This window comes from Rossellomorea marisflavi, from assembly GCF_009806575.1.
Lineage (GTDB): Bacteria > Bacillota > Bacilli > Bacillales > Bacillaceae_B > Rossellomorea > Rossellomorea marisflavi_A.
Genome location: NZ_CP047095.1, coordinates 1,573,916 through 1,593,066, shown reverse-complemented (window position 1 = coordinate 1,593,066; position 19,151 = coordinate 1,573,916). Strand labels below are relative to the sequence as shown.

Below are 19,151 nucleotides of genomic sequence, written 5' to 3'. Positions count from 1 at the left end.
TGACTCAATCAATTTTATATGAATGAAATATGATAATAATGATAAGTAATGTAGTTAAGGAGGGATATTCATTTGAGCAATATTTATCGATCAAACATCTTAAAATCCCAAAAGCGGGCATATTCCGAAGGGACCGTGCTCTTAGAAGATGATATATGGTATTTCTTTGAGATAGATGCCGAAGAGGAATCGGAACTGGATTTTTATCTTCACCAGGAACTCAGACTGTACAGGGATGATGAATGGATCACGGGGGTCCTGCTTGAGGACGGCATCCTTGCAACCCCATATGAGAAGATCAGAATCGAGAACGGGGACCGGATCTTGATTAAGAAAAGCATCTTATTCTCCCTCGAAAACCTGATGGAGGAAATAACCGATGACGCATTCAACCAGTTCATCACCACTTTGAATAATCTGAACTATTCCATTTATGACTGTATTTTTTGTCACAACCATCTGGTATTCCTCGGAAACCAGAAAATCAAACAGGGCGTGAACTTCATAACCTTCGACAACGGGGATGAAATCTGCGCGGTTCAACACCACTTCACTTACTACAAAAAGCAGCGCGACCGCTTCGAATTCACCCTCAGCACCGGCAAAAGGATTGTAATAGAGAATATTGTGAAGTAACGATAGGCTGCGGCTTGTTCTGACCGTCAAATATCGCACATCCAAGACCATAAAAAAGCCGGTGCACTCAAACGAGTGCACCGGCTTTTTTGTATTATGCCAGGAAGTTAATTCCGAGTGGCAACTTGAATCCAAGATAAAGGACGGCCAATAAAGAGATGACAAGAAGGATTGCAGCCACTTTCGTACTCTTCCCTTTATTCAAGCGCACGAGGATGATTTCGAACATGGCAATCACCCAAATACCGACCAACCCTTTAACTCCATAAAGTGCAGGATCGAATCCTTGGTTCTTCCAGAATAATAATGCTCCTGTCACGATGATCAGGATGTAGAATAATCGCAGGATCATATGTACAATCTTCATCGCTTTGGCATTACCTGCTCGATGCAACGCTAGTGCGACAAAGAACAGGATAATGGCGACTACCCACGTAGTAATATGAGCATCCGTTCTATAAAACATGTGAACCCTCCTAAAAAGAGTATATTTACGCTCATAATATTACCATAGTCCGCCACCATTCCAAAATTTTATCTAGGACTGTAACCGATTTGTCAATTTTCCTACTGATTCCACTTCAATTTCAACCAGATCGCCACCCTTGAGGAATTTAGGAGGGTTGAAGCCTTTCCCTACTCCTGCCGGGGTACCCGTCGCAATCACATCACCCGGCTCGAGGGTCATCCCTTTTGACAGGATCGAAATGATATCGCTGATCTTGAACATCATGTTCTTCGTGTTCGAGGACTGTCTGACTTCCCCATTGACCTTTGTGGTGATGGACAGATCGTGAGGGTCATCGATTTCATTCTTCGTCACAAGATATGGGCCCATCGGACAGGTAGCATCGAGGCTTTTGCCAAGGAAAAATTGACCGTGCTTTTTCTGCAGGTCCCTTGCCGTGATGTCATTGAGGATCGTGTAGCCAAAGACATGGTCCATGGCGTTTTCCACAGGAATGCCGCGTCCGCCCTGTCCGATGACAACGGCAAGTTCTCCTTCATAATCAAGCTGTTCCGTAAGCTCAGCATGGACAGGGAGCTCTTCCCCTGGAGCAGCCAGGGTGGTTGGTGCTTTGGTGAAGATCATGATGTTTTCAGGTGCATCCTCCGACCCCATCTCGATCGCATGATCACGGTAGTTTTTACCGACGCACATGATATTTTTCCCGAGTGATGTGAGGGGCGGGAGAAGACGGATGGCATCGGAACCATAGGTGTGCCTTTCCCGGGCTTCCTCATCCATGGCACCCCATGCTTCCTCAATCCTTTCCAGGAACCCGTCCCCTTCCACGATTCCACTCCTCACATCCATCGGCAGCGCATGTCCTTCTCCGAGCTCAGTGCTGGCAGCGAATACATCCACTACCCCGTTTTCAGTCCAGATCCCATACGATACGCGGTCATTTTCCGCAAAACTGACTAATTTCATCGTTTACTCCCCCTTGGTTTGGTGGTACCTGTCAGGAGACAGATTCCGCTTCCCGTAGCTCAGTGACCGCCACACTTTCTCTACTGGTCCGTACTTGAAATACGTGAGCCAGATCTCTGAGAAGATGACCTGGACGATATAGATCCCGATTGCGAGGAGAGTCCCTGTCGTCAGCGTGACTTCCCCGTAGAGTCCGAGTCCATAAGAATAGAAGATAAGGGTTCCGATGATCGATTGAAGCAGGTAGTTGGTCATCGACATCTTCCCCATCGAAGCGATAGGCTTGCTCCACTTCAAGATTTTTTGGTTCTGCAATAATAATGAGAGTATTATTGCATAAGATACTGATAAGAACGGACCTCCCAGGAAATCCTGGATATAGCCATAGGCCGTGTTGGCCTCGATCAGAAACGGCAGTGATTTGACGGCAGTCCCGATCACCAATGTAGAGATCCCGATCCATAGCCAGGCTTTCTTATGTATGGCGACTTTCTCCAATAATCTCAGTTTGCTCGCCCCTGCTCCGAGCAACATCATGGGCAGGATCGACAGGGCAAGGAAGATAAAATTCCCCGGACCGTTCACAGCATACCAGTCAGAAAAACGCTGACTCATGATGTCGCTGAATGACCCGTTTCCATAAGCAGCCACCGAGTTCTGAAGCGATGCAATATCCGAGTAAAAGCTTACGCCTTCAGGATCGACGAATGTCATCAATACGAGCAAAGAGCTGAAAAACACCTGAGGCAGGAGCAGCATGGCGCCTCCCAACAGCATGAGCCATTTTCCAGGCAAGTTCATGAACAAGAGGAGCATCAGCCCAAATACCGCATAGTTGATGAGGATGTCACCCGACCAGATGAAAAAGGCGTGCAGGCAGCCGATGATTAGTAAAATCAACAGCCTCCGGATCCCGAACATATAAAAGGATGTCCCTTTTACATCGGCCCGGATCTTTTGTATACCCAGGCCGTATCCGAACAGCATGGCGAACAGCGGATAAAAACTGGCTTGGACAAAGATATCGATCCAGGGATACAACGCTGTATCACCAGGCGTTTTCCACCAGGAATACGGGTCCATATACAGAAATGGCGAATGAAACGAAATCATGTTGATGATCAAGATCCCGAGAAGTGAAAAACCTCTTATCACATCAAGGCTGATTATTCTTTCCGATTGACTCACAGGCGATAATACGGCCATGAATCGTCCCCCTTTCTTAATCTCTTCTACTCTAGTGTACATCGAAACGGCCGATTAGGCGATTGTCACTTTTGCAAAATTCTCACATACATTGGTACTAATTATTGATAAATAAAGGTGTGAGTATTTTATGCCCGCGATCGTAGGCTTCGCCCAAGTGATCAGCATTGGTTCGAGCGGTGTTTTCCATATAGGTGACGTATTCAATATCAGCCCCATTTCAACGGCCAAGACCTTTGCAGGAGCTGGATCCTTCATCACCGGACGCGGAATATCCGTCTATAACGAAAGCTCCTTGACGTACACGGTGGATGACGACACGATGGATCAAGGGATTATCCTAAACGTATAAGGAAGTGGCGAGATGAATTATTATGTGCAGCAGTCCATCCAAATCCAATTCATCAAAATCGGCGGAATGTCAAACTCCTCGGTGCTTCAGATCGGGACGTGCGGACAAATCGCCACAAACGATTACCTTTATAATACAGGCGGATTCACTGAACCTGCTCCACAGGCACAAAAGAACGGGGGGACGGGAGGACAATCACAATCCGTTCCTCCCTTCGTCCCTCTTCAACCCCCAGGCGAATCGTAAGGAAATCACGCGGCACTGAAAGAGGTGGTACCATGAATAATTACTATATGACCCCACAACAACTCTATCAATATATTGAAAATCTCCATTCAAAGATTGCCGCGTTAGAAAAAAGGATGAATGATCTCTCCGCTGAACTCCAGAACATGAGGGACTCTCCATCAATCAACGTGGAGAAGATTGAATATAAATTCGATCAGCTCAAGGTGGAGTCCCTTGACGGCACATTGAATATCGGGCTGAACCCGAACTCACTGAAAGAAACCATCGAGGATCTTGCGGTGGAGCAAAACGTCAACGTCAAGTCCATGCAGGATCTCGGGCCCTATAAGTCAAGGCTTGCTGAAGCAGTCGGAAGGTATATAAAAGAAGAACTTCCCGTCTTGATACAGGATAATGAAATGCAATTCCAACGTTCATTGGACCCCCAGTATCATGAGATGATCCAACAGGACCTCCTGAATCAAATGCCGGGAAGGATCGAGTTCTATCTTGAAACGATCCCCTACATGGAGGGCCGCCATACGAAAGAAGAATGGGAAGCCAAAGTGCTATCCCGGATCAAACAGGATATCCAGACCGCACTGTACACCTTCATGTCTCAAATGCCAAACAATATGGAAGGGATGAATCAACATGAACCTCCAGGTAATCAATAGGGAATTATCCGTTGGAAACATCGATATTGCAGGGGTTGCCAGCTCTTCCCTCGTGCTGATCGGCGACGCTGATATCATCCAGCTCACCTCAGCCTTTGACACTCCTGCCGAATCCCTGATCATCGGACCTTTTGTACCGCTGACCCCGAAAGGTTAACCATGCGTTATTCCATCGTGAACCAACTCGAAGGCATCACCCTGGCATTCAGCTCTTTTTATCAACTCGGGGATACACGGAACATCGATTCCGTCTCGTGGGCATACGCTGTCCAGCGCGAGCAGGAATTCTTCCTGTCCAGCGAAGGGAGCTACGATTATCGGGTGTTCCAGTCCCCCATTCAAAAAGCCCCCATTGATCCAAGAGTAAAGGTCTCACGGCTGAGCCTGTGTCCCATCAAGGTTAACCGCTTATTTGTAAAAGCAACGGCTTTCTCCTCCATCGTCCATGTAGGGAATGTTTCCCTTGTATCCATGGATGCCAGGGTAAAACACATTCGGCAGCTGGAAGATACCCAAGGAGGATCGGGGCAGACAGAAGAAATCGAAGGGCCCAATTAACAATTTTCATACAATCACATAGGCTAATGATGATAGCCTTACTAGCGACAGGAGATGGTAGATATGCCAGCATTAGTCGGCCCCGTCTCGATCCTGAATATCGGCGGGGGGAATGTCCAATTCGGAGACACGGGGATCATTTCACCCAAAAACGCCTCTAAAACCTATGGTGGCTCCGGAGGATTCAATACCGGTCCGTTCCAGCTCACCTACAATGTATTCAGTGCCACAACGACTTTTGACTGCAATGTAGTCGACCAGCCCATTGCCGGCAACAATTAAAAAGCCAAAAGCCCCTTCACGGGCCTTTGGCTTTTTGTGTTCATCTTTTTTTCCGCCGTTCCCTGCTTTTCCGCGTTCTGACGAGTTTGGAAGATGGCTGCTTCCTGATCCATCTGATGAATGCCGATATCTTCGGGTCCTGTCGCAAGGTTTCGATGGAATTCAGACGGATACCCAGCTCCTCATTCGTATAGAGGGAATGGATTTGTTTATGACAGGGGATGCAAAGTTCCGCCGTCGGGAGAAAGGTCCCCCCACCTCTTTTGGCGTAAGATGATGGGTGGTCGTCTCCACATCCGGCCTGCCGCAGAGTTCGCATGTTTGGTCCTCGGCCATCGCTATCCCTCCTCCCTACGCGTAGGATGCCCGTCAGATTTCGAGGACATGCCCGCCATCGAAGAAGTAGAGGAATTTCTGTTTCACAGGCTCCCTCCAGATGGATTCAAGGGCACGTGTATACAGTTCGATTTGGACCCTGTACCGCTCTTCCAGGACCGGCCTTGCTTCCTCGAATCCATTCTCGTATCGATCGTGGATTCCATCCGTCTTATAATCAAGAAGGATAAGTCCTGCCTCATCCCGGAACACACAGTCGATCACTCCCTGTACAAGGACCGTTTCTTCCGGTGCGCCTTCCCCATCGAGGGCGATATCCCTCAGGGGGACACTCATGCTGAACGGAATTTCCCGTTGGATTTCATTTGCCTTCAATAACCGGCTTCCGACAGGAGTGTGGAAGAATTGTTCGATGCGGGAGGTGTCGATGGAAGCAATCTGTTCTTCCGTCATGATCTCCCGTTTGAGAAGGTCTCCCAGCAGACTGCGTATTTCAGCTTCGCCGGGTGCCGCTCCACCAAGGGGAAGATGCTGCATGACAGCATGCATGGCAGTACCTTTTTCTGCCGGGGAGAGGTCCTTAGACTGCATGAATTTCGGACGTTCATATACCGGCTTCTGATGTCTTCTCAGGATGTCATTGCTTGCCGCTTCATCCTTGATTTCCACCATCCGCTTAAGTTCGGAAACGGATTGCTTGGACCTTAGGCTTGTTGCCCTCTCATGAGGATACGCCCAGGAAAGGCGGTGGAGCACTTCCTCTTTGAAAGGTGAATCCATCCCCATCTCTTCAGAGGCCTTGACAGTGTCCATCCAGTCCTGTGATTCCCCTTGATCATCACTTGATTCTTCCATAAGCTCTGCTGCCTGGAATGTGCTGATCTTCCAAGAGGAAGGATGATCGGCAATTTCATTCGTCCCTGCAAGCACTTCTTCCCTCAGTGGATCTCCGTCCCTGTGGCGCAGCACCGCAGGCCCGATCCAGTCGAGATACGAAAGGGCTTTTGAACGTTCATGGTCGGAAAGCAGCCACCCTTCCGTCGTGCCCCCGCGCTTCCAGTTATCCAGGGTTTTATCAATGTTCTTGACAGTCCCGACGAGATACAGCTTCTCCTTTGCCCGTGTGAGGGCCACATACAGGACCCTCATTTCTTCAGAAATCGCCTCGAGCTTCTTCTTTCGTTTAAAGGCAAGCTGTGGAAGGGACGGGTAGCTGATCCGCTTTACCGGATCGGTGTATTTCACCGCCAGCCCGAGATCCTTATCAAGGAGGTAGGAAGCGTTCAGGTCCATAAGGTTGAATTGCCTCGTGGTCCCTGCAACGAAAACAACCGGGAATTCAAGGCCTTTACTGGAATGGATCGTCATCAACCTGACGACGTCTTCCTGCTCGCTCAATGCCCGGGCGACCCCGAGATCATCCCCTCTCTCCCTCATGCGATCGATGAATCGAAGGAATCGGAACAGTCCCCGGAACGATGTTTCTTCGTACTGCCTTGCACGGTCATATAAAGCGCGCAGATTCGCCTGGCGCTGTTTGCCGCCAGCCATCCCGCCTACATAATCATAGAATCGCGTATCCCTGTAGAGCTGCCAGATCAGTTCCGTTACTGACCCCTGTCTCGCTTTTGTACGCCATAGTTCCAAATGATACAAGAATACGCGGACTTTTTCATACACCTGTTCATCCCGTTCTCCCTGAGGCCTCTTTTTCGCAAAGGATTTCAATGCTTCATAGTACGTACCGGCTTTAGAATGGATCCGGATCCTCGCAAGGCCCTCTTCATCGAGACCGACCACCGGTGATCGGAGGACGGAAGCCAGGGGGATGTCCTGATATGGGTTATCGATCACTTTTAGAAGCGATAGCATGATGGCCACTTCGACGGCATCGAAATACCCGGTGGACAGATTGGCGTAAATTGGAATCCCGTGTCGCTTGAATTCTTCCATGATTTCCGGCGCCCAGGGCATCGAACGGAGAAGAATGACGATATCCCGGTATTCAATCGGACGATCCGTACCGCTCTTGGCATCATGTATGAGCGCCCGGCCTTCGATGAGCTCTTTGACTTTCTTCGCCATGAATCTCGCTTCCAGCACGGACTTTTCGATATCCTCCCCGTCAAGGGGATCATCACCGCCGCCCGCCTCCTGTTGTATGAGTGCAAGCTCCACGGGATACGGTCGATCCGCCGGATAAGGTGCACCCGGAACCAGTTCTGCTTCGCGGTTATACTCCATTTCCCCGATATTCATGCCCATGATCTGCTTGAACAGGAAATTGGTGCCGTCCAGGACTTCCTTTCGGCTCCTGAAGTTTTTGGAAAGGTCGATTTTCATGCCTGTTCCGCCACTGCCGAACCGGTTGTATTTATCCAGGAAAAGGTTCGGCTCAGCCAGACGGAAACGGTAGATCGACTGCTTCACATCCCCTACCATGAACCGGTTGCCCTTCCCTTCATCCTCTTCGGTGATGAGCCTCAAAATGGACTCCTGTACCATATTGGTATCCTGATACTCATCGATGAGCACCTCTTTGAACTTCTCCTTATACTCCATCGCTGCCGCAGAAGGAATCAATTCCGTACTTCCGGGCTCCCTGAGGATATCAAGGCAGAAATGTTCGAGATCGGCAAAATCAACGAGGCCTTTTTCTTCTTTAGCCGCTTTGAAGCGTACTGCGAATTGAGAGACGAGTTCCGCCAACGTGACGATGACGGCCTGCATTTCGCCCATGTCTCTCAAAAACGAATCCGGCCGGCGGGAGAAGAAATCTTCCTGGATCTTTTCCACCATTTTCTTTCCTTGATCGCGAAGGGCCTTTGCCTGCTCGACGAGATCTTTATTGAAGTCATCTCCCCGGCATGGTTTCAGCTTTGTGAAATGGAGGGATTGAATCCCGTCGTAAAGGGCCTCCCATGACTCCTTCTGCTTGAGCTGAAGCATCTCGACGACACCCAGGTCGTCGAGGAAATTTTCCGCCCGGGGGGCGGGACCTCCAGGCATTCGGCTCATGTTCAATGCCTGCAGAAATAAATCTTTTGCTCCTTCAAGCTGGAGGGAAATATCCCTGTGGAGATGGTCGGCAATCGGGAGTTCATCGATACTCCCGACCCCTTCTACGCCATACATTTCACCAAGTCCGTTCAGCCACAGGGACGGGGCGGGATGGGAACGTGAAAAATCATAAAGCTTGAGGATCATATCCTGCAGGGCTTTATCGCTCCGGTCACTCGTAAACGTATCGACCAGTGTATAGAACGGGGTATTCCCTTCCTTCCCGTACTCTTCTTCAAATAGCTCTTCCACCACTTCATCCCTCATAAGATCTCCCTCGGTCGCATCGGCAATCCTGAAGCCGGGATCGATATCGATCAAATAATAATATTTGCGGATCACTTCGAGGCAGAATGAGTGGAGGGTGGAAATCGATGCTTTGTTCAATAAGCTCAGTTGCTTCCTCAAATGGGTGGAATGGGGATCAGAGTCAATGGCTTTTTCAAGGGCCTGACCGATCCTGTGCCTCATCTCGGCCGCGGAAGCATTCGTGAAGGTGACGACCAGCAGTTCATCCACATCCAATCCGTCTTGTGCGGATAGGATACGCTGAATGATACGCTCCACGAGTACCGCCGTTTTTCCCGATCCGGCCGCGGCCGCCACAAGGACATCCTGTCCTTTTGCCCAGATGGCCTTCCACTGATCATCTGTCCACGTTGCTTCGTCTGGTTTTACAGGTATATGATGACTGCTCATTGATCAGCCTCCTCTCTTATCTTCGCCATGATGTCTTCCGGCTTTGCCTCGGGCAGTACCCTGTATTCATTTTCCTCAAGGGACTGATCGAACTGGCAGACGGGTTTGTAGGAACAGAACTGACATGGTGTCCGGTCCTTCAGTTTATATGGCGAGATGCCCGTTTCACCTGAGACGATCCGATTTCCCGATGATTCATACATTTTCCTTACATGATGGCGCATGTACTGGAAGTCTTCTCCCGACGCCGCCTTCGATCTCGATGACAGGGAGCCGTCCTTTTTGATCCCCGCGGAAATGATGTCTGAATTCCCGGTATCCAACGTCTGGTCCATCAGGCGGATCACATCGCTGTCCCCCAGCACCAGTCCTTTCATCTTGAAGCTTTTGAAAATCTCCTGTTCAATTTGATCAAGGGTAAGGAGCTTTTTGCTGTTGATCAGGGGATTGTGCACGTGGAAATAGAGGACCCCCGCAGGTTTCGCTTCTTTTCCTACGAATTGCTTGGAATTGCTCAATACGATATCCAGGTAGGTGAGCATCTGAAGGGCAAGCCCGTAGTACACCTCGGTCATGTCCAGGTCCCTCGCGCTCGATTTGTAATCGACGATGCGGAGGTATACGCCATTCTGGTCCTCTGCTTTGTCCACCCGGTCGATCCTTCCCTGAAGCTCCATTTGCGTACCGTTGCGCAGTTTGAATTGGAACGGGGGAAGCGTCGCTTTCGGCCCAAAGCCAAGTTCGACGCCGACGGGTACGAAACCACTGGCCTTCGCATGTTCGCTGAGGATCAAATTCGCCCGCCCGATGATCTGTTCAAGCTTCTGTGCAATATAGTGGTAGCGGTTGGAACTGAGGAGAATCTGGTGCTGCAGCTTCGGCGCAAGCATCGCCACTGCCTCCTTGGCCAGTCTTAAACACTGATTTCTGGAGAGGGATGCCCAGCTCAGGCCGGCACGCTCCACTTCTTCCGAAATCCATTTGAGGGCAGAGTGGAACATCTCCCCTATGTCTGGTGCTTCGAGTCTGAATAACTCCCGCTCCCTCAGTTTCAAGCCGTGACTTGCAAAATGGGAGAATGGACAGCCGTGGAACATTTCCATCCTTGAGACGCTGGCCAGGATATGTTCCCCGTACAGGTCCTTGCTCGCCTCATCGGTCAAGACGGCTGATTCATTGCGATGGAACAAGCTCGAGAGGACATGGCCGGCATGCCACTTCCATTGATCGGATGTGACGTAGTAGTCGTATACATTCCACCAAAAATCAAAGACCGGGTATCCCCGCTTCTTCTGCTGAAGCTGCGTCGTCAAATGGGCAATGGAAACCCCGGGATGGCTGACATAGTCAAGCTGACCACGTTCGTCTAGCTCAGCTGGATCATTGACGACAAGGGAATGTCCTGCTGTCGGGAACAGTTCCTTGAGCCTCTTGATGAGGGGGGATGGCAGGAGAGCCTTCCCCTCCTCATCGGCTATCGGATAGGAAATGATCAATCGTTCACCCGGTGTCGTGAACGCTTTATAGGCTACAAACTCTTCATCCAGGAGCTTCGTCCTGCTCCTTGGGCCAACTTTCACTCCTCCGATTTGCAGGGTTTCCCTGTCTTCATCCGACAGGATACCGTCTTCGGTCACTTTGGCAGGGAGTACCCCTTCGTTCACACCGATGACGAACGCAGTTTTGATATGGGCGAGCCTTGATTTCTCAAGGTCTGCAATGATGACCTGATCGATGGCAGGCGGTACGAGGGAAAACTTCATCGCTTCCATGCCCGTATCGAGAATTGAGGCGAATGCCTTCACGCTCGTCTTTTCCCCACCCAGGATCTCCACGTATTGATCGAGGAGGTCCATGACAGCGGCCCATGCCTGGTCATGCTCCCTTGCAGCCACCAGATCCCCGTTCTCTTCCGCTTCCACCCGCTTCCGCTCGAGCTTCGCAGGAATATCAAGTTCCTCGAGATAGGCGAAGAGCGTTTCGCAGTATTCCTGCCCCGTCTTCTGCTTTTTCAACCGTTTTGACAACCGGATGATTGGTGCTGAGATAAAGAGTCGAAGCTCGTTGATTTCATGCTCAATTTCTTTTTCCTGGTCGGTCTGGGGAGAATCCACGTGTTCAAGCCCCCTGAATCGACGATACTTCCACCGGTCCTTCTTCACCCATCGGTCTCCCTTCACCCCATGGGCAAGGACGTAATTTTCCAGGCGATCCATTTTCTCCCTGAGCTCCCCCGGTTCCTCGTGAAGGGGGAATAGTAAATCGGTCTTCACAGCCCGGAATACGGGTTCATACCTCCAATTGGAAGAGATGATTTCAAGAGTGGAGCGGATCAGTTCAATCAGGGGATGATTGAGCATCGTCCGTTTTTGATCAAGGAAGTACGGGATATCATGGTCTTGGAAGATCGTTTCGATTTTATCCCTGTAGTCCGCCCCGTTTCTGACCAGGACGGCGATATCCTTATACCGGTGATCCCTTCCACGGGCAAGCTCCCGGATTTTCCGTGCAACCCCCTCTATCTCCGCCCGGCGATTCGATGCTTCCATAAATTCAATCCGATTGCCTTCTGCTTCGGAAGAGATGACCGGCCTTGTCTCATAGTGCTGCTCCAGATGGGCGAGGGGTCCGCTCTGATAGCGGATCGGCGTCTCCATCACTTCTTCTTCCACCGGTATAGCGGCCTCGATACAGGCTTCCCGGATGATCCCATATGTTTCACTTGTCATCCGGAAGAGGCTGAGTTCGTTCTCAGGGAGTCTCACTTCCCCGGCATCCGCCGTCAGGGCGATGGTCACTTTGCGGGTGCGCTGGATGAGCTGCTGGATGATCCTGTATTCCTGTGGGGTGAAACTATGGAAACCATCTATGTAGATGACTGCATCCTGCAGGAGATCGGAATGCTGGATCTGATCGGAAAGCAACTGAAAATAATCTTCCGAATCGAGGTATTTCCCTGCCAGGGCAGACTGAAATTCTTCATAAATCAGCTCAAGATCCGCAAGTTTATCCCTGAGCACCTTTTTCCCCATGCCGTTTTCCTTGAAGGCGGCAAGGTCGCCCGGTTCGATGCAATAGCGTTTGAACTCTGTGAGCATCGTTTCCACATGCCCGATGAAACCGGGTTTTTCAGACGACTTCCGGAAAATGCTCAATTCTCCTTTATTCTCTTCGATGATTTTCCTGATCATCATATTCAGGCCGACGTCCGATAAATGATAGCGGGTCATGCCCCCCGTCTCCTGGAGGATCTTCCACGCAAGACGCGTAAAACTGAATACCTGTGCACGGATCATACCGTTCAGCCCCGGTGTGTTCACAAGCTCGTATTCCGATATGAAGGACATCTGGTCGGGTACGATATAAAGGATCGGGGTCCCTTGCGGACGTTCCCTCAGTTCCTCTTTTATTTCTCGCAATATACGATGCGTCTTCCCTGTTCCAGAGCGTCCAAGAATGAATCTTACCGTCATCTCCCTCACTCCTTTCCCGTTATCCTCTTAGTCTATCCGGTAAGTAACATGTTTTTTTGGATAGGTTCATTATAATATAGATTGTCTATAAAATATGCTAATCCGCCTGATTTCCAACAGAAAGCAAAACAGTCCGGGAAGATGCCCCGGACTGTCCTTTTCACCATATTTGATCTGCCCATTCTGGATGATCGATAAAGGGGTTCCGATTACCCTGATACTCCTCATAGATGATTTCGTTCCTCCGCCTTTCACGGTCATCGACGGGATCCGATTCATGCCAGTCCAGCAGGACCGACAGCCGCCCGTGGTTCGGTGCCTTGCCATTATTCACGCGGTCATTCAGTTCAAGATCCAATTCCCCGGCATCCCCTTCATAGCGGACGGCCATATAGAAGAGCATCCGTGCCACGTCGCCTTTCACCTCGTCCCGCGGTTCCCATGAGTCTTCATCGGAAAAATTCCCATCCGCTTCATCATGCGGTGAACCGCCGTTATCGAAATCGAGATTCCCCCTGGAAGAATTGACCGTGACATCGGCCGGTCTCAGGTGGTGTAGATCGGTCCCCGGCCCTCTTGCCGTTCCGAAATTCCCGTGGGACTTTGCCCACACATGCTCCCTGTTCCAATCATCCACATCTCCCCCGTGCAACTCCTTTGCCTGGGATCTCCCCGTATAAAGCAGAATGACATTACCGGGATGATCGGGGTCCTCATCCGTTTTGGCCATCGCGTCCCATAGCTCGCTATAAGACAGCTCCCTGTGATCATCGATGATGTCGTGAAGAGCCGATTTCAGTGCTTCACCGCTCAACCCTTCAGCACTTGAGTAGTAGCCTCCGGAATCTGTCGAAGGCTCGTCCTCTTTCCCCTCGTCCTCCTCCCCCGGTGAAATGGAGGTGACTCCCTTTATTCCAGGGTGGGAGAAGTAACTGGTCAGTTTCCCGGTGATCACTCGTTTCTTACCGATTATGCCAGGATTCGTCTTCAGGCCATCTTCAAGCCTTTTGGAAGAAGGGATCTGGACAAACAGCATCTTCTCCGGATCTGCTTCTCCCGGTTCATCCGCGAGGGCAAGGGCATAGTCATTCGTGAAACCGGCTGTCAGCACTTCCGAATCAGATACAGGCTGACCCGTGACAAATCCCGCTACTTCAGCAAGTGAACCGTCTTGGCGCTCAAGGGCAGCCTCTACTGTCAGCGGTGTGGAAGCGTCTCTTTTTGCAATCTGAAGATGAGAAACATCTTCCTTTCCTGCAGGTTGATCGCCTGCCACTTGCCCACATGCCGTCAAAAGGACCGCCATGATCAGCACCACTGTAATCCGCATGTATTGTTTCACTACTCTTCCCTCCCAGGTATGGTCTACCTTTAGCGTACAGGATAACGGGGCCGTGGAGATCGATTTTTTGATCATTTCCAGGAAAATGCTCCATTCGGCTCATCCCGGTGTTGCCCCTCGACCCGGGACATGATAAAAAGCACCAAGCAAGGCAGGGATGCCTTGCTCGGTGCTTCAATGTTTTGTACGGGTAGTTCCTTCAGGATCAGTTTTTAAATTGGACGTCCCACTCATTCAATGGCCAGTACCGGAGATTCACTTTCCCCACTACCTGCTCTCGGTCGATGAATCCGAAATATCGGCTGTCCTCGCTGCCTCGGCGATTGTCTCCAAGGACGAAGAGTTTACCCTTTGGCACTTTCTTATCCCCTGTCAATTCTTCGAGGGTGAAATCACCAGTAAGCTTCCCGCCAGAATTTTCTGCTTTATACGTATCCAGATATGGCTCTTCGTAATATTTTCCGTTTATATAAAGTTTATCATTTTTATAGGTGACCGTGTCGCCCGGCAGCCCGATGACGCGCTTTACATAGTCTTCTTTTTCATTGGCATGGAATACGAGTACGTCAAAGCGGTGAAGATCCCCGATCTGATATCCGATTTTATTCACGACGAGCTTATTGCCGTCTTGAAGGGTGGGCATCATGGATTCGCCGTCCACTACATAATTCGAAAAGAGGAACGTGCGGATGACGATGAAGATGATCAATCCGATCGCAAGTGCCTTGATCCATTCCAGGCCCTCTTTCTTTATCTGTTCTTTCAATGTGATTCCTCCTGCTTCTTGCGTTCGTTTCGCTGGTCCATTTCAAGCTTTTTATTGAGATGAGCCTCTATGCGCTTGCCGACAAACCAAAGGAGGAAGATGATCGCTCCCACGATGACGGTACGGATCGGCTGTTTCACTAATGATACAATATCATAACCGATAAAGCTAATGGTGAAAATCATCACCATTTTTCCCGTGATGACGGCCAGCATATATTGAGCGATACTGATACGGGAGAGCCCGGCCACGACGTTTACGAGGGCCGAGGGTGTAAACGGGAAGCAGAGCAGGATGAATAAAGGACCGAAGCCGTGCCTGTCCACCCAATGGGTCAGACGGGATGCCTGTTTATTCTTCTTTAAGAAACGGAAGAACCTTGCTTCCCCGTATCTTCTTACCAGCATAAAGACCAACAAAGCCCCTGCAGAAGCCCCTATCCATGAAAACAGGAATCCGAACCACAAACCGAACGCATTCGCATTCGCTAGGACGAATACAAACAGCGGCAAAAAAGGAAGGAAGGCTTCAAGCATTGGTAGAAGGATTCCCGGAACGGGCCCGAATGACCGGTATTGCTGAATGAGGTCCATAATGTTTTCAAGTGTGAACCAATCTTTGAACGCTTGGATATCCATAGTATATGTTTCCCCTTAAACGACCATGAAAAAAAGACTCATTTCGTGATATTTTCTTCATCATATCATATCATGTTTCATTTTCCATATCGCAGTTTGTATTATACATCCTTAACCTCGCAAGGGCCGCTTTAAACCTCCCCTTTTCAATCCGTCCCCCTGAAAGGGCAGGATCCCAGAAAAAAACCGCTTCGGGATCACACTCTCCCTCCGCGGTCCTTTCCCTTACAGATGTTCCTTGAACCACTGCGTCATCTCTTTCAATCTGTGAACCCTGAGTGACGGCGTACCATTCCTGGACAGGTTATGATCTGATTGAGGGAAGCGGACGAACTTTGCTTCTTTCTTCTCGCGCTTCAAAGCGATGTACAGTTGTTCCGCCTGTTCGATAGGGCATCTCAGGTCTTCTTCACTATGCATGATGAGAAGGGGGGTAGCCATCTCTCTCACAAACGCAAGGGGCGAGTGCCTCCAAAGTTTCTCCATATCCTCCAGACCTGAACCGATCTGCCACTCCGTGAAGGAATAGCCGATATCGCTCACTCCATAAAAGCTGACCCAATTACTGATGGACCTTTGGGTGACGGCAGCTTTGAAACGATCTGTATGACCGATGATCCAATTCGTCATGAATCCACCGTAGCTCCCGCCGGTCACACCCAACCGGTTCTCGTCCAGGAAGCTGAAGTGTTCCAGCACGTGATCGACGGCTTTCATGATGTCTTCGTAATCTCCGTTGCCATAGTCACCGCGCACATCATCGGCAAATGCCTGACCATAGCCATGACTCCCCCTTGGATTGATGAACAAGACCGCATAGTCTCCGGCGAGCACCTGTAGCTCATGGAAGAATGTATTCCCATACATGGTGTGGGGACCTCCGTGGATTTCCACCACAAGGGGAATTTTCCTTTCACCGCCTGTGTCTGCAGGTTTCATTAGCCATCCTTGGACCATCTCACCCTTCGCCCCTTGAAAGTAAAAGGATTCAGTTTCGGCCAATGACCGACTTTCAATCCATTCTTCATTGCTTGTAGTCAGCTGCCTGATGGCCCCGGTCGGAACATGGAGCAGGTAAAGCTCTCCCGGTTTGGAAGGAGTGCTCATCGCCATGATGATCCGCTGCCCTTGAGGATGGAAGTCAAAATCATATACATGCTGTTCCGCTTCCAGATAGGCAGGGAAGATCGCGCCGTCGATATGACCATAGTATAAAACCGTATTCCCCGAGTCGGATGCCAAGAAATATACACTTTCATTATCTGTAGACCATTTGATCCCCGGTGCCTGGACCGCCTGGACGGCATCACTGTTCATATAGTCACCGATGGGAAGATCGAGTCCTTCGCTCAAGCAGTATGCATTCCGGGCTTCCACGTTGTGGATCCACAGTTTCGGCTGCGTGGCGTTGACATACTCCCTCTCATCCCCTATGTATGCGATATGCCGTCCATCGGGGGACCACCGTGCGGCTCCGTACTGTCCTCGCCCTCCGGTAATCCTCTCCTTGCTGCCCGTATCGATGGACCAAGTATACAAATGATGCTGAAATGAAAAATCCGCATCATCACTGAGGTCGGCTGCCACCAAAAGTTCTTTGCCATCTGGGGACCAGTCCTGGAGAGTATAATCATGATGATCATCACTCACTCTTTCAGCCTTCCCGGTGACCAGATCCATGATGACAAGCTGAGAATGGCGGTGATCCCGCAGCCCTTCCCCGTCGCCTTTATATTTCATCGTAGAGGTGACATAAGGCAGGAGACGCTTCTCTTCTTCCATCTTTCCTTGCGGGTCGGCCCCCGCCCCAAGCTTCATGCTGAACACGATTTTGGTGGAGCAGGGAGACCAAAGAAACTGCTTGACCGATGACGAGCAATCCGTCATCCTTTCAGGCTCTCCCCCGCTGCGTGACATCCTATAGATTTGCGTGACGCCTGTGCGATCTGACAGAAAGGCGATATACCTGCCACACGGCGACCATGCAGGGGATGAAATCCTTTCTTCCTGAAACGTCCACTGCCGAAGCCGGTCACCCTCCCCTTCATAATGGAAAAGCCGGGTGAAGTAGGCATCCTTTTCTTCACACATCACCGTCTGAAGAAAAACGGCCTCCTTTCCGTCCGGGGAAAACCGCGGGGAGGAAATGGCCTTGATATGGTATAGATCATTGATGGAAACGGTTTGTCGATCCATGAGCGTATGATCACTCCTTTGATGTGATGGTGTGTACCCTCCTGTCACCAAGGTACGGATATTCATCATTCTACCATCCAGCATGGCCATGGATAAAACATTGCAAAAACTTTCATAATAGAAACACATTAACTTAGTATTGAAAAGCATCTTCATACACCGTACAATAGATACGAACACACGTTCCAATCAAAAAGACTCATGCCTTCCCCGGGGATCCCCGGTTGGAAAGCATGAATCAAAGGAGTCATCACTCATGACAAGGATCCCTGAAGACGATCGAAACATTCTGGAACTGGCGATTTACCTGCCCATGGTCCTGACGATCCTGAATCGTGATATGCAGGTCGTGACCTCCAGCCCGTTCAAACTGAAACGTCCCTACCTGGAACTGATCGAGGAAACGATGAAAACGATACAGGCAGAGCTTGCCCGTGTGAGGAGGTATATGAGGAATAACAAGATGAAGGTGGAGAAAATCCAGACGGATGATGCATTCACCATGTACATGTTTTTATACAAGGGGTATGAAGAACACCATAATTACTTCAACCCGAGGCTGAGGAACAGGGTGGAAGAACTCCTGCGCCACTACTTATTCCAGCGCTTCCTCAGTCCTGGAAAGGATTCGACGAAGGAAGCTTGAATATCACGCATCCTGTTTCGGAATATCCCGATCCAGAAAGAACATCTTCACCTGGGACGGATCGGGTGCACCGAGCCCATAACGGGTTTCCATCTCTGAAATCCTCTGTGAGTAGGCAATGCGCAGTTCCGCTGTCTTCCTCATCTGATTCTTGAAGGAGCTGTACGAAATCGGCACGATGCAAGTTTGCTGGTTTTGCAGGTAAACATTCGTGGAACCATCTTCCAGCGGCTCGTACTCCTTTACAAAGGCATGGGATATCCATGTGCATTCATGCTTGGCGGGAGATGTTGTAGGGAAGAAGAAAAGGGACATCTGGGGATTCACAATGATCGGGGCTTTATAGACGATTCCAGTCAATGTTTTGGTTCCTTCTTTCAGTCCTTCGTATGAAGAGCCGAAATACTCACAGCTTTTCTTCAGAATTTCGAGCGGCTTGAACGGTGAAATCAGAACATCATTCACTTCGATGATCTGTGTGAACGTCTTGGCCCCATACTCGATCGGTTTCAGGACCATGGTATGAGGATTCACCTCATATTCTTCTATGATTCGGGATTTTGTGCTCATTCCTCCGCCTCCTTTTACATTTTTCCCCATAATACTATCACATTTTTACTA

At 49.9% G+C, this 19,151-nt stretch carries 18 protein-coding genes and 1 pseudogene; 8 read left to right on the top strand and 11 right to left on the bottom strand.

Going from position 1 to position 19,151, the window contains the following annotated elements:
* The first annotated feature begins 72 nt into the window (after positions 1 to 72).
* The gene (locus D5E69_RS08415) at positions 73 to 636 is read left to right on the top strand and encodes a DUF2777 family protein (RefSeq protein WP_148794826.1); all 564 of its coding nucleotides are present in this window, start codon (positions 73 to 75) and stop codon (positions 634 to 636) included.
* A 94-nt stretch (positions 637 to 730) separates the two neighbouring features.
* Here D5E69_RS08415 and D5E69_RS08410 read toward each other — a convergent pair whose 3' ends face one another.
* The 3 genes from D5E69_RS08410 to D5E69_RS08400 form a co-directional block, all read right to left on the bottom strand.
* Positions 731 to 1,102 carry a YisL family protein gene (locus D5E69_RS08410; RefSeq protein ID WP_063191401.1) on the bottom strand — a complete coding sequence of 124 codons (372 nt, stop codon included), beginning with the start codon at positions 1,100 to 1,102 and terminating at the stop codon, positions 731 to 733.
* A 72-nt stretch (positions 1,103 to 1,174) separates the two neighbouring features.
* Positions 1,175 to 2,071, bottom strand: a complete 897-nt coding sequence (locus D5E69_RS08405) for a fumarylacetoacetate hydrolase family protein (protein ID WP_148794823.1) — start codon at positions 2,069 to 2,071, stop codon at positions 1,175 to 1,177.
* Between the two features lie 3 nt (positions 2,072 to 2,074).
* A complete protein-coding gene (locus tag D5E69_RS08400) occupies positions 2,075 to 3,277 on the bottom strand; it encodes a DUF418 domain-containing protein (RefSeq protein WP_048004365.1) in 1,203 nt (400 codons plus the stop codon).
* Positions 3,278 to 3,407: 130 nt separating this feature from the next.
* Between D5E69_RS08400 and D5E69_RS08395 the strand changes: the two genes are divergently transcribed.
* The 6 genes from D5E69_RS08395 (at position 3,408) to D5E69_RS08370 (ending at position 5,374) form a co-directional block, all read left to right on the top strand.
* Positions 3,408 to 3,629 (top strand): spore germination protein, encoded by a 222-nt coding sequence (locus D5E69_RS08395; RefSeq protein ID WP_048004366.1) that lies wholly within the window; start codon positions 3,408 to 3,410, stop codon positions 3,627 to 3,629.
* Between the two features lie 12 nt (positions 3,630 to 3,641).
* Complete coding sequence (locus tag D5E69_RS08390; RefSeq protein ID WP_048004367.1) at positions 3,642 to 3,875, top strand: spore germination protein GerPB; 234 nt, start codon at positions 3,642 to 3,644, stop codon at positions 3,873 to 3,875.
* 32 nt (positions 3,876 to 3,907) lie between these two features.
* A complete protein-coding gene (gene gerPC / locus D5E69_RS08385; RefSeq protein ID WP_159129549.1) occupies positions 3,908 to 4,534 on the top strand; it encodes a spore germination protein GerPC in 627 nt (208 codons plus the stop codon).
* The gene (locus tag D5E69_RS08380; protein WP_048004369.1) at positions 4,512 to 4,691 is read left to right on the top strand and encodes a hypothetical protein; all 180 of its coding nucleotides are present in this window, start codon (positions 4,512 to 4,514) and stop codon (positions 4,689 to 4,691) included. Before gerPC ends, D5E69_RS08380 begins: the two co-directional genes overlap by 23 nt.
* 2 nt (positions 4,692 to 4,693) lie before the next feature.
* Complete coding sequence (locus D5E69_RS08375; protein WP_048004370.1) at positions 4,694 to 5,092, top strand: spore germination protein GerPE; 399 nt, start codon at positions 4,694 to 4,696, stop codon at positions 5,090 to 5,092.
* 63 nt (positions 5,093 to 5,155) lie between these two features.
* Positions 5,156 to 5,374, top strand: a complete 219-nt coding sequence (locus tag D5E69_RS08370; protein WP_048004371.1) for a spore germination protein — start codon at positions 5,156 to 5,158, stop codon at positions 5,372 to 5,374.
* Positions 5,375 to 5,414: 40 nt separating this feature from the next.
* On the opposite strand, the pseudogene D5E69_RS23355 reads toward D5E69_RS08370, so the two are convergent.
* The 7 genes and pseudogenes from D5E69_RS23355 to D5E69_RS08340 form a co-directional block, all read right to left on the bottom strand.
* Positions 5,415 to 5,710, bottom strand: a pseudogene (locus D5E69_RS23355) (HNH endonuclease).
* Between the two features lie 33 nt (positions 5,711 to 5,743).
* Entirely contained in the window at positions 5,744 to 9,469 is a 3,726-nt protein-coding gene (addA, locus tag D5E69_RS08365) for a helicase-exonuclease AddAB subunit AddA (RefSeq protein WP_159129547.1), read from the bottom strand.
* Positions 9,466 to 12,942 carry a helicase-exonuclease AddAB subunit AddB gene (gene addB / locus D5E69_RS08360; protein ID WP_159129546.1) on the bottom strand — a complete coding sequence of 1,159 codons (3,477 nt, stop codon included), beginning with the start codon at positions 12,940 to 12,942 and terminating at the stop codon, positions 9,466 to 9,468. Before addB ends, addA begins: the two co-directional genes overlap by 4 nt.
* A 160-nt stretch (positions 12,943 to 13,102) precedes the next feature.
* Positions 13,103 to 14,272: an endonuclease gene (locus D5E69_RS08355; protein WP_430757495.1), complete on the bottom strand. Its 1,170-nt coding sequence runs from the start codon at positions 14,270 to 14,272 to the stop codon at positions 13,103 to 13,105.
* A 217-nt stretch (positions 14,273 to 14,489) separates the two neighbouring features.
* Positions 14,490 to 15,050, bottom strand: coding sequence for a signal peptidase I (gene lepB / locus D5E69_RS08350; protein ID WP_048004375.1), 561 nt, complete (start codon positions 15,048 to 15,050; stop codon positions 14,490 to 14,492).
* Positions 15,047 to 15,688: a TVP38/TMEM64 family protein gene (locus D5E69_RS08345; RefSeq protein WP_048004376.1), complete on the bottom strand. Its 642-nt coding sequence runs from the start codon at positions 15,686 to 15,688 to the stop codon at positions 15,047 to 15,049. Before D5E69_RS08345 ends, lepB begins: the two co-directional genes overlap by 4 nt.
* Positions 15,689 to 15,913: 225 nt before the next feature.
* The gene (locus tag D5E69_RS08340) at positions 15,914 to 17,884 is read right to left on the bottom strand and encodes a S9 family peptidase (protein WP_159129545.1); all 1,971 of its coding nucleotides are present in this window, start codon (positions 17,882 to 17,884) and stop codon (positions 15,914 to 15,916) included.
* A gap of 256 nt (positions 17,885 to 18,140) precedes the next feature.
* Between D5E69_RS08340 and D5E69_RS08335 the strand changes: the two genes are divergently transcribed.
* Positions 18,141 to 18,530, top strand: a complete 390-nt coding sequence (locus D5E69_RS08335) for a YhjD family protein (protein WP_048004377.1) — start codon at positions 18,141 to 18,143, stop codon at positions 18,528 to 18,530.
* A 3-nt stretch (positions 18,531 to 18,533) separates the two neighbouring features.
* Here the strand turns inward: D5E69_RS08335 and D5E69_RS08330 are convergent, their stop codons facing one another.
* Entirely contained in the window at positions 18,534 to 19,100 is a 567-nt protein-coding gene (locus tag D5E69_RS08330; protein ID WP_048004378.1) for a competence protein ComK, read from the bottom strand.
* Positions 19,101 to 19,151: the final 51 nt, after the last annotated feature.

Coding starts and splice junctions, on each gene's coding strand:
- D5E69_RS08370 (WP_048004371.1), top strand. CDS start 5,156: ATGCCAGCATTAGTCGGCCCCGTCTCGATCCTGAATATCGGCGGGGGG.
- D5E69_RS08355 (WP_430757495.1), bottom strand. CDS start 14,272: ATGCGGATTACAGTGGTGCTGATCATGGCGGTCCTTTTGACGGCATGT.
- D5E69_RS08345 (WP_048004376.1), bottom strand. CDS start 15,688: ATGGATATCCAAGCGTTCAAAGATTGGTTCACACTTGAAAACATTATG.
- D5E69_RS08380 (WP_048004369.1), top strand. CDS start 4,512: ATGAACCTCCAGGTAATCAATAGGGAATTATCCGTTGGAAACATCGAT.
- addB (WP_159129546.1), bottom strand. CDS start 12,942: ATGACGGTAAGATTCATTCTTGGACGCTCTGGAACAGGGAAGACGCAT.
- D5E69_RS08330 (WP_048004378.1), bottom strand. CDS start 19,100: ATGAGCACAAAATCCCGAATCATAGAAGAATATGAGGTGAATCCTCAT.
- D5E69_RS08390 (WP_048004367.1), top strand. CDS start 3,642: ATGAATTATTATGTGCAGCAGTCCATCCAAATCCAATTCATCAAAATC.
- D5E69_RS08340 (WP_159129545.1), bottom strand. CDS start 17,884: ATGGATCGACAAACCGTTTCCATCAATGATCTATACCATATCAAGGCC.
- D5E69_RS08395 (WP_048004366.1), top strand. CDS start 3,408: ATGCCCGCGATCGTAGGCTTCGCCCAAGTGATCAGCATTGGTTCGAGC.
- addA (WP_159129547.1), bottom strand. CDS start 9,469: ATGAGCAGTCATCATATACCTGTAAAACCAGACGAAGCAACGTGGACA.
- D5E69_RS08405 (WP_148794823.1), bottom strand. CDS start 2,071: ATGAAATTAGTCAGTTTTGCGGAAAATGACCGCGTATCGTATGGGATC.
- D5E69_RS08375 (WP_048004370.1), top strand. CDS start 4,694: ATGCGTTATTCCATCGTGAACCAACTCGAAGGCATCACCCTGGCATTC.
- gerPC (WP_159129549.1), top strand. CDS start 3,908: ATGAATAATTACTATATGACCCCACAACAACTCTATCAATATATTGAA.
- D5E69_RS08335 (WP_048004377.1), top strand. CDS start 18,141: ATGACAAGGATCCCTGAAGACGATCGAAACATTCTGGAACTGGCGATT.
- D5E69_RS08410 (WP_063191401.1), bottom strand. CDS start 1,102: ATGTTTTATAGAACGGATGCTCATATTACTACGTGGGTAGTCGCCATT.
- D5E69_RS08400 (WP_048004365.1), bottom strand. CDS start 3,277: ATGGCCGTATTATCGCCTGTGAGTCAATCGGAAAGAATAATCAGCCTT.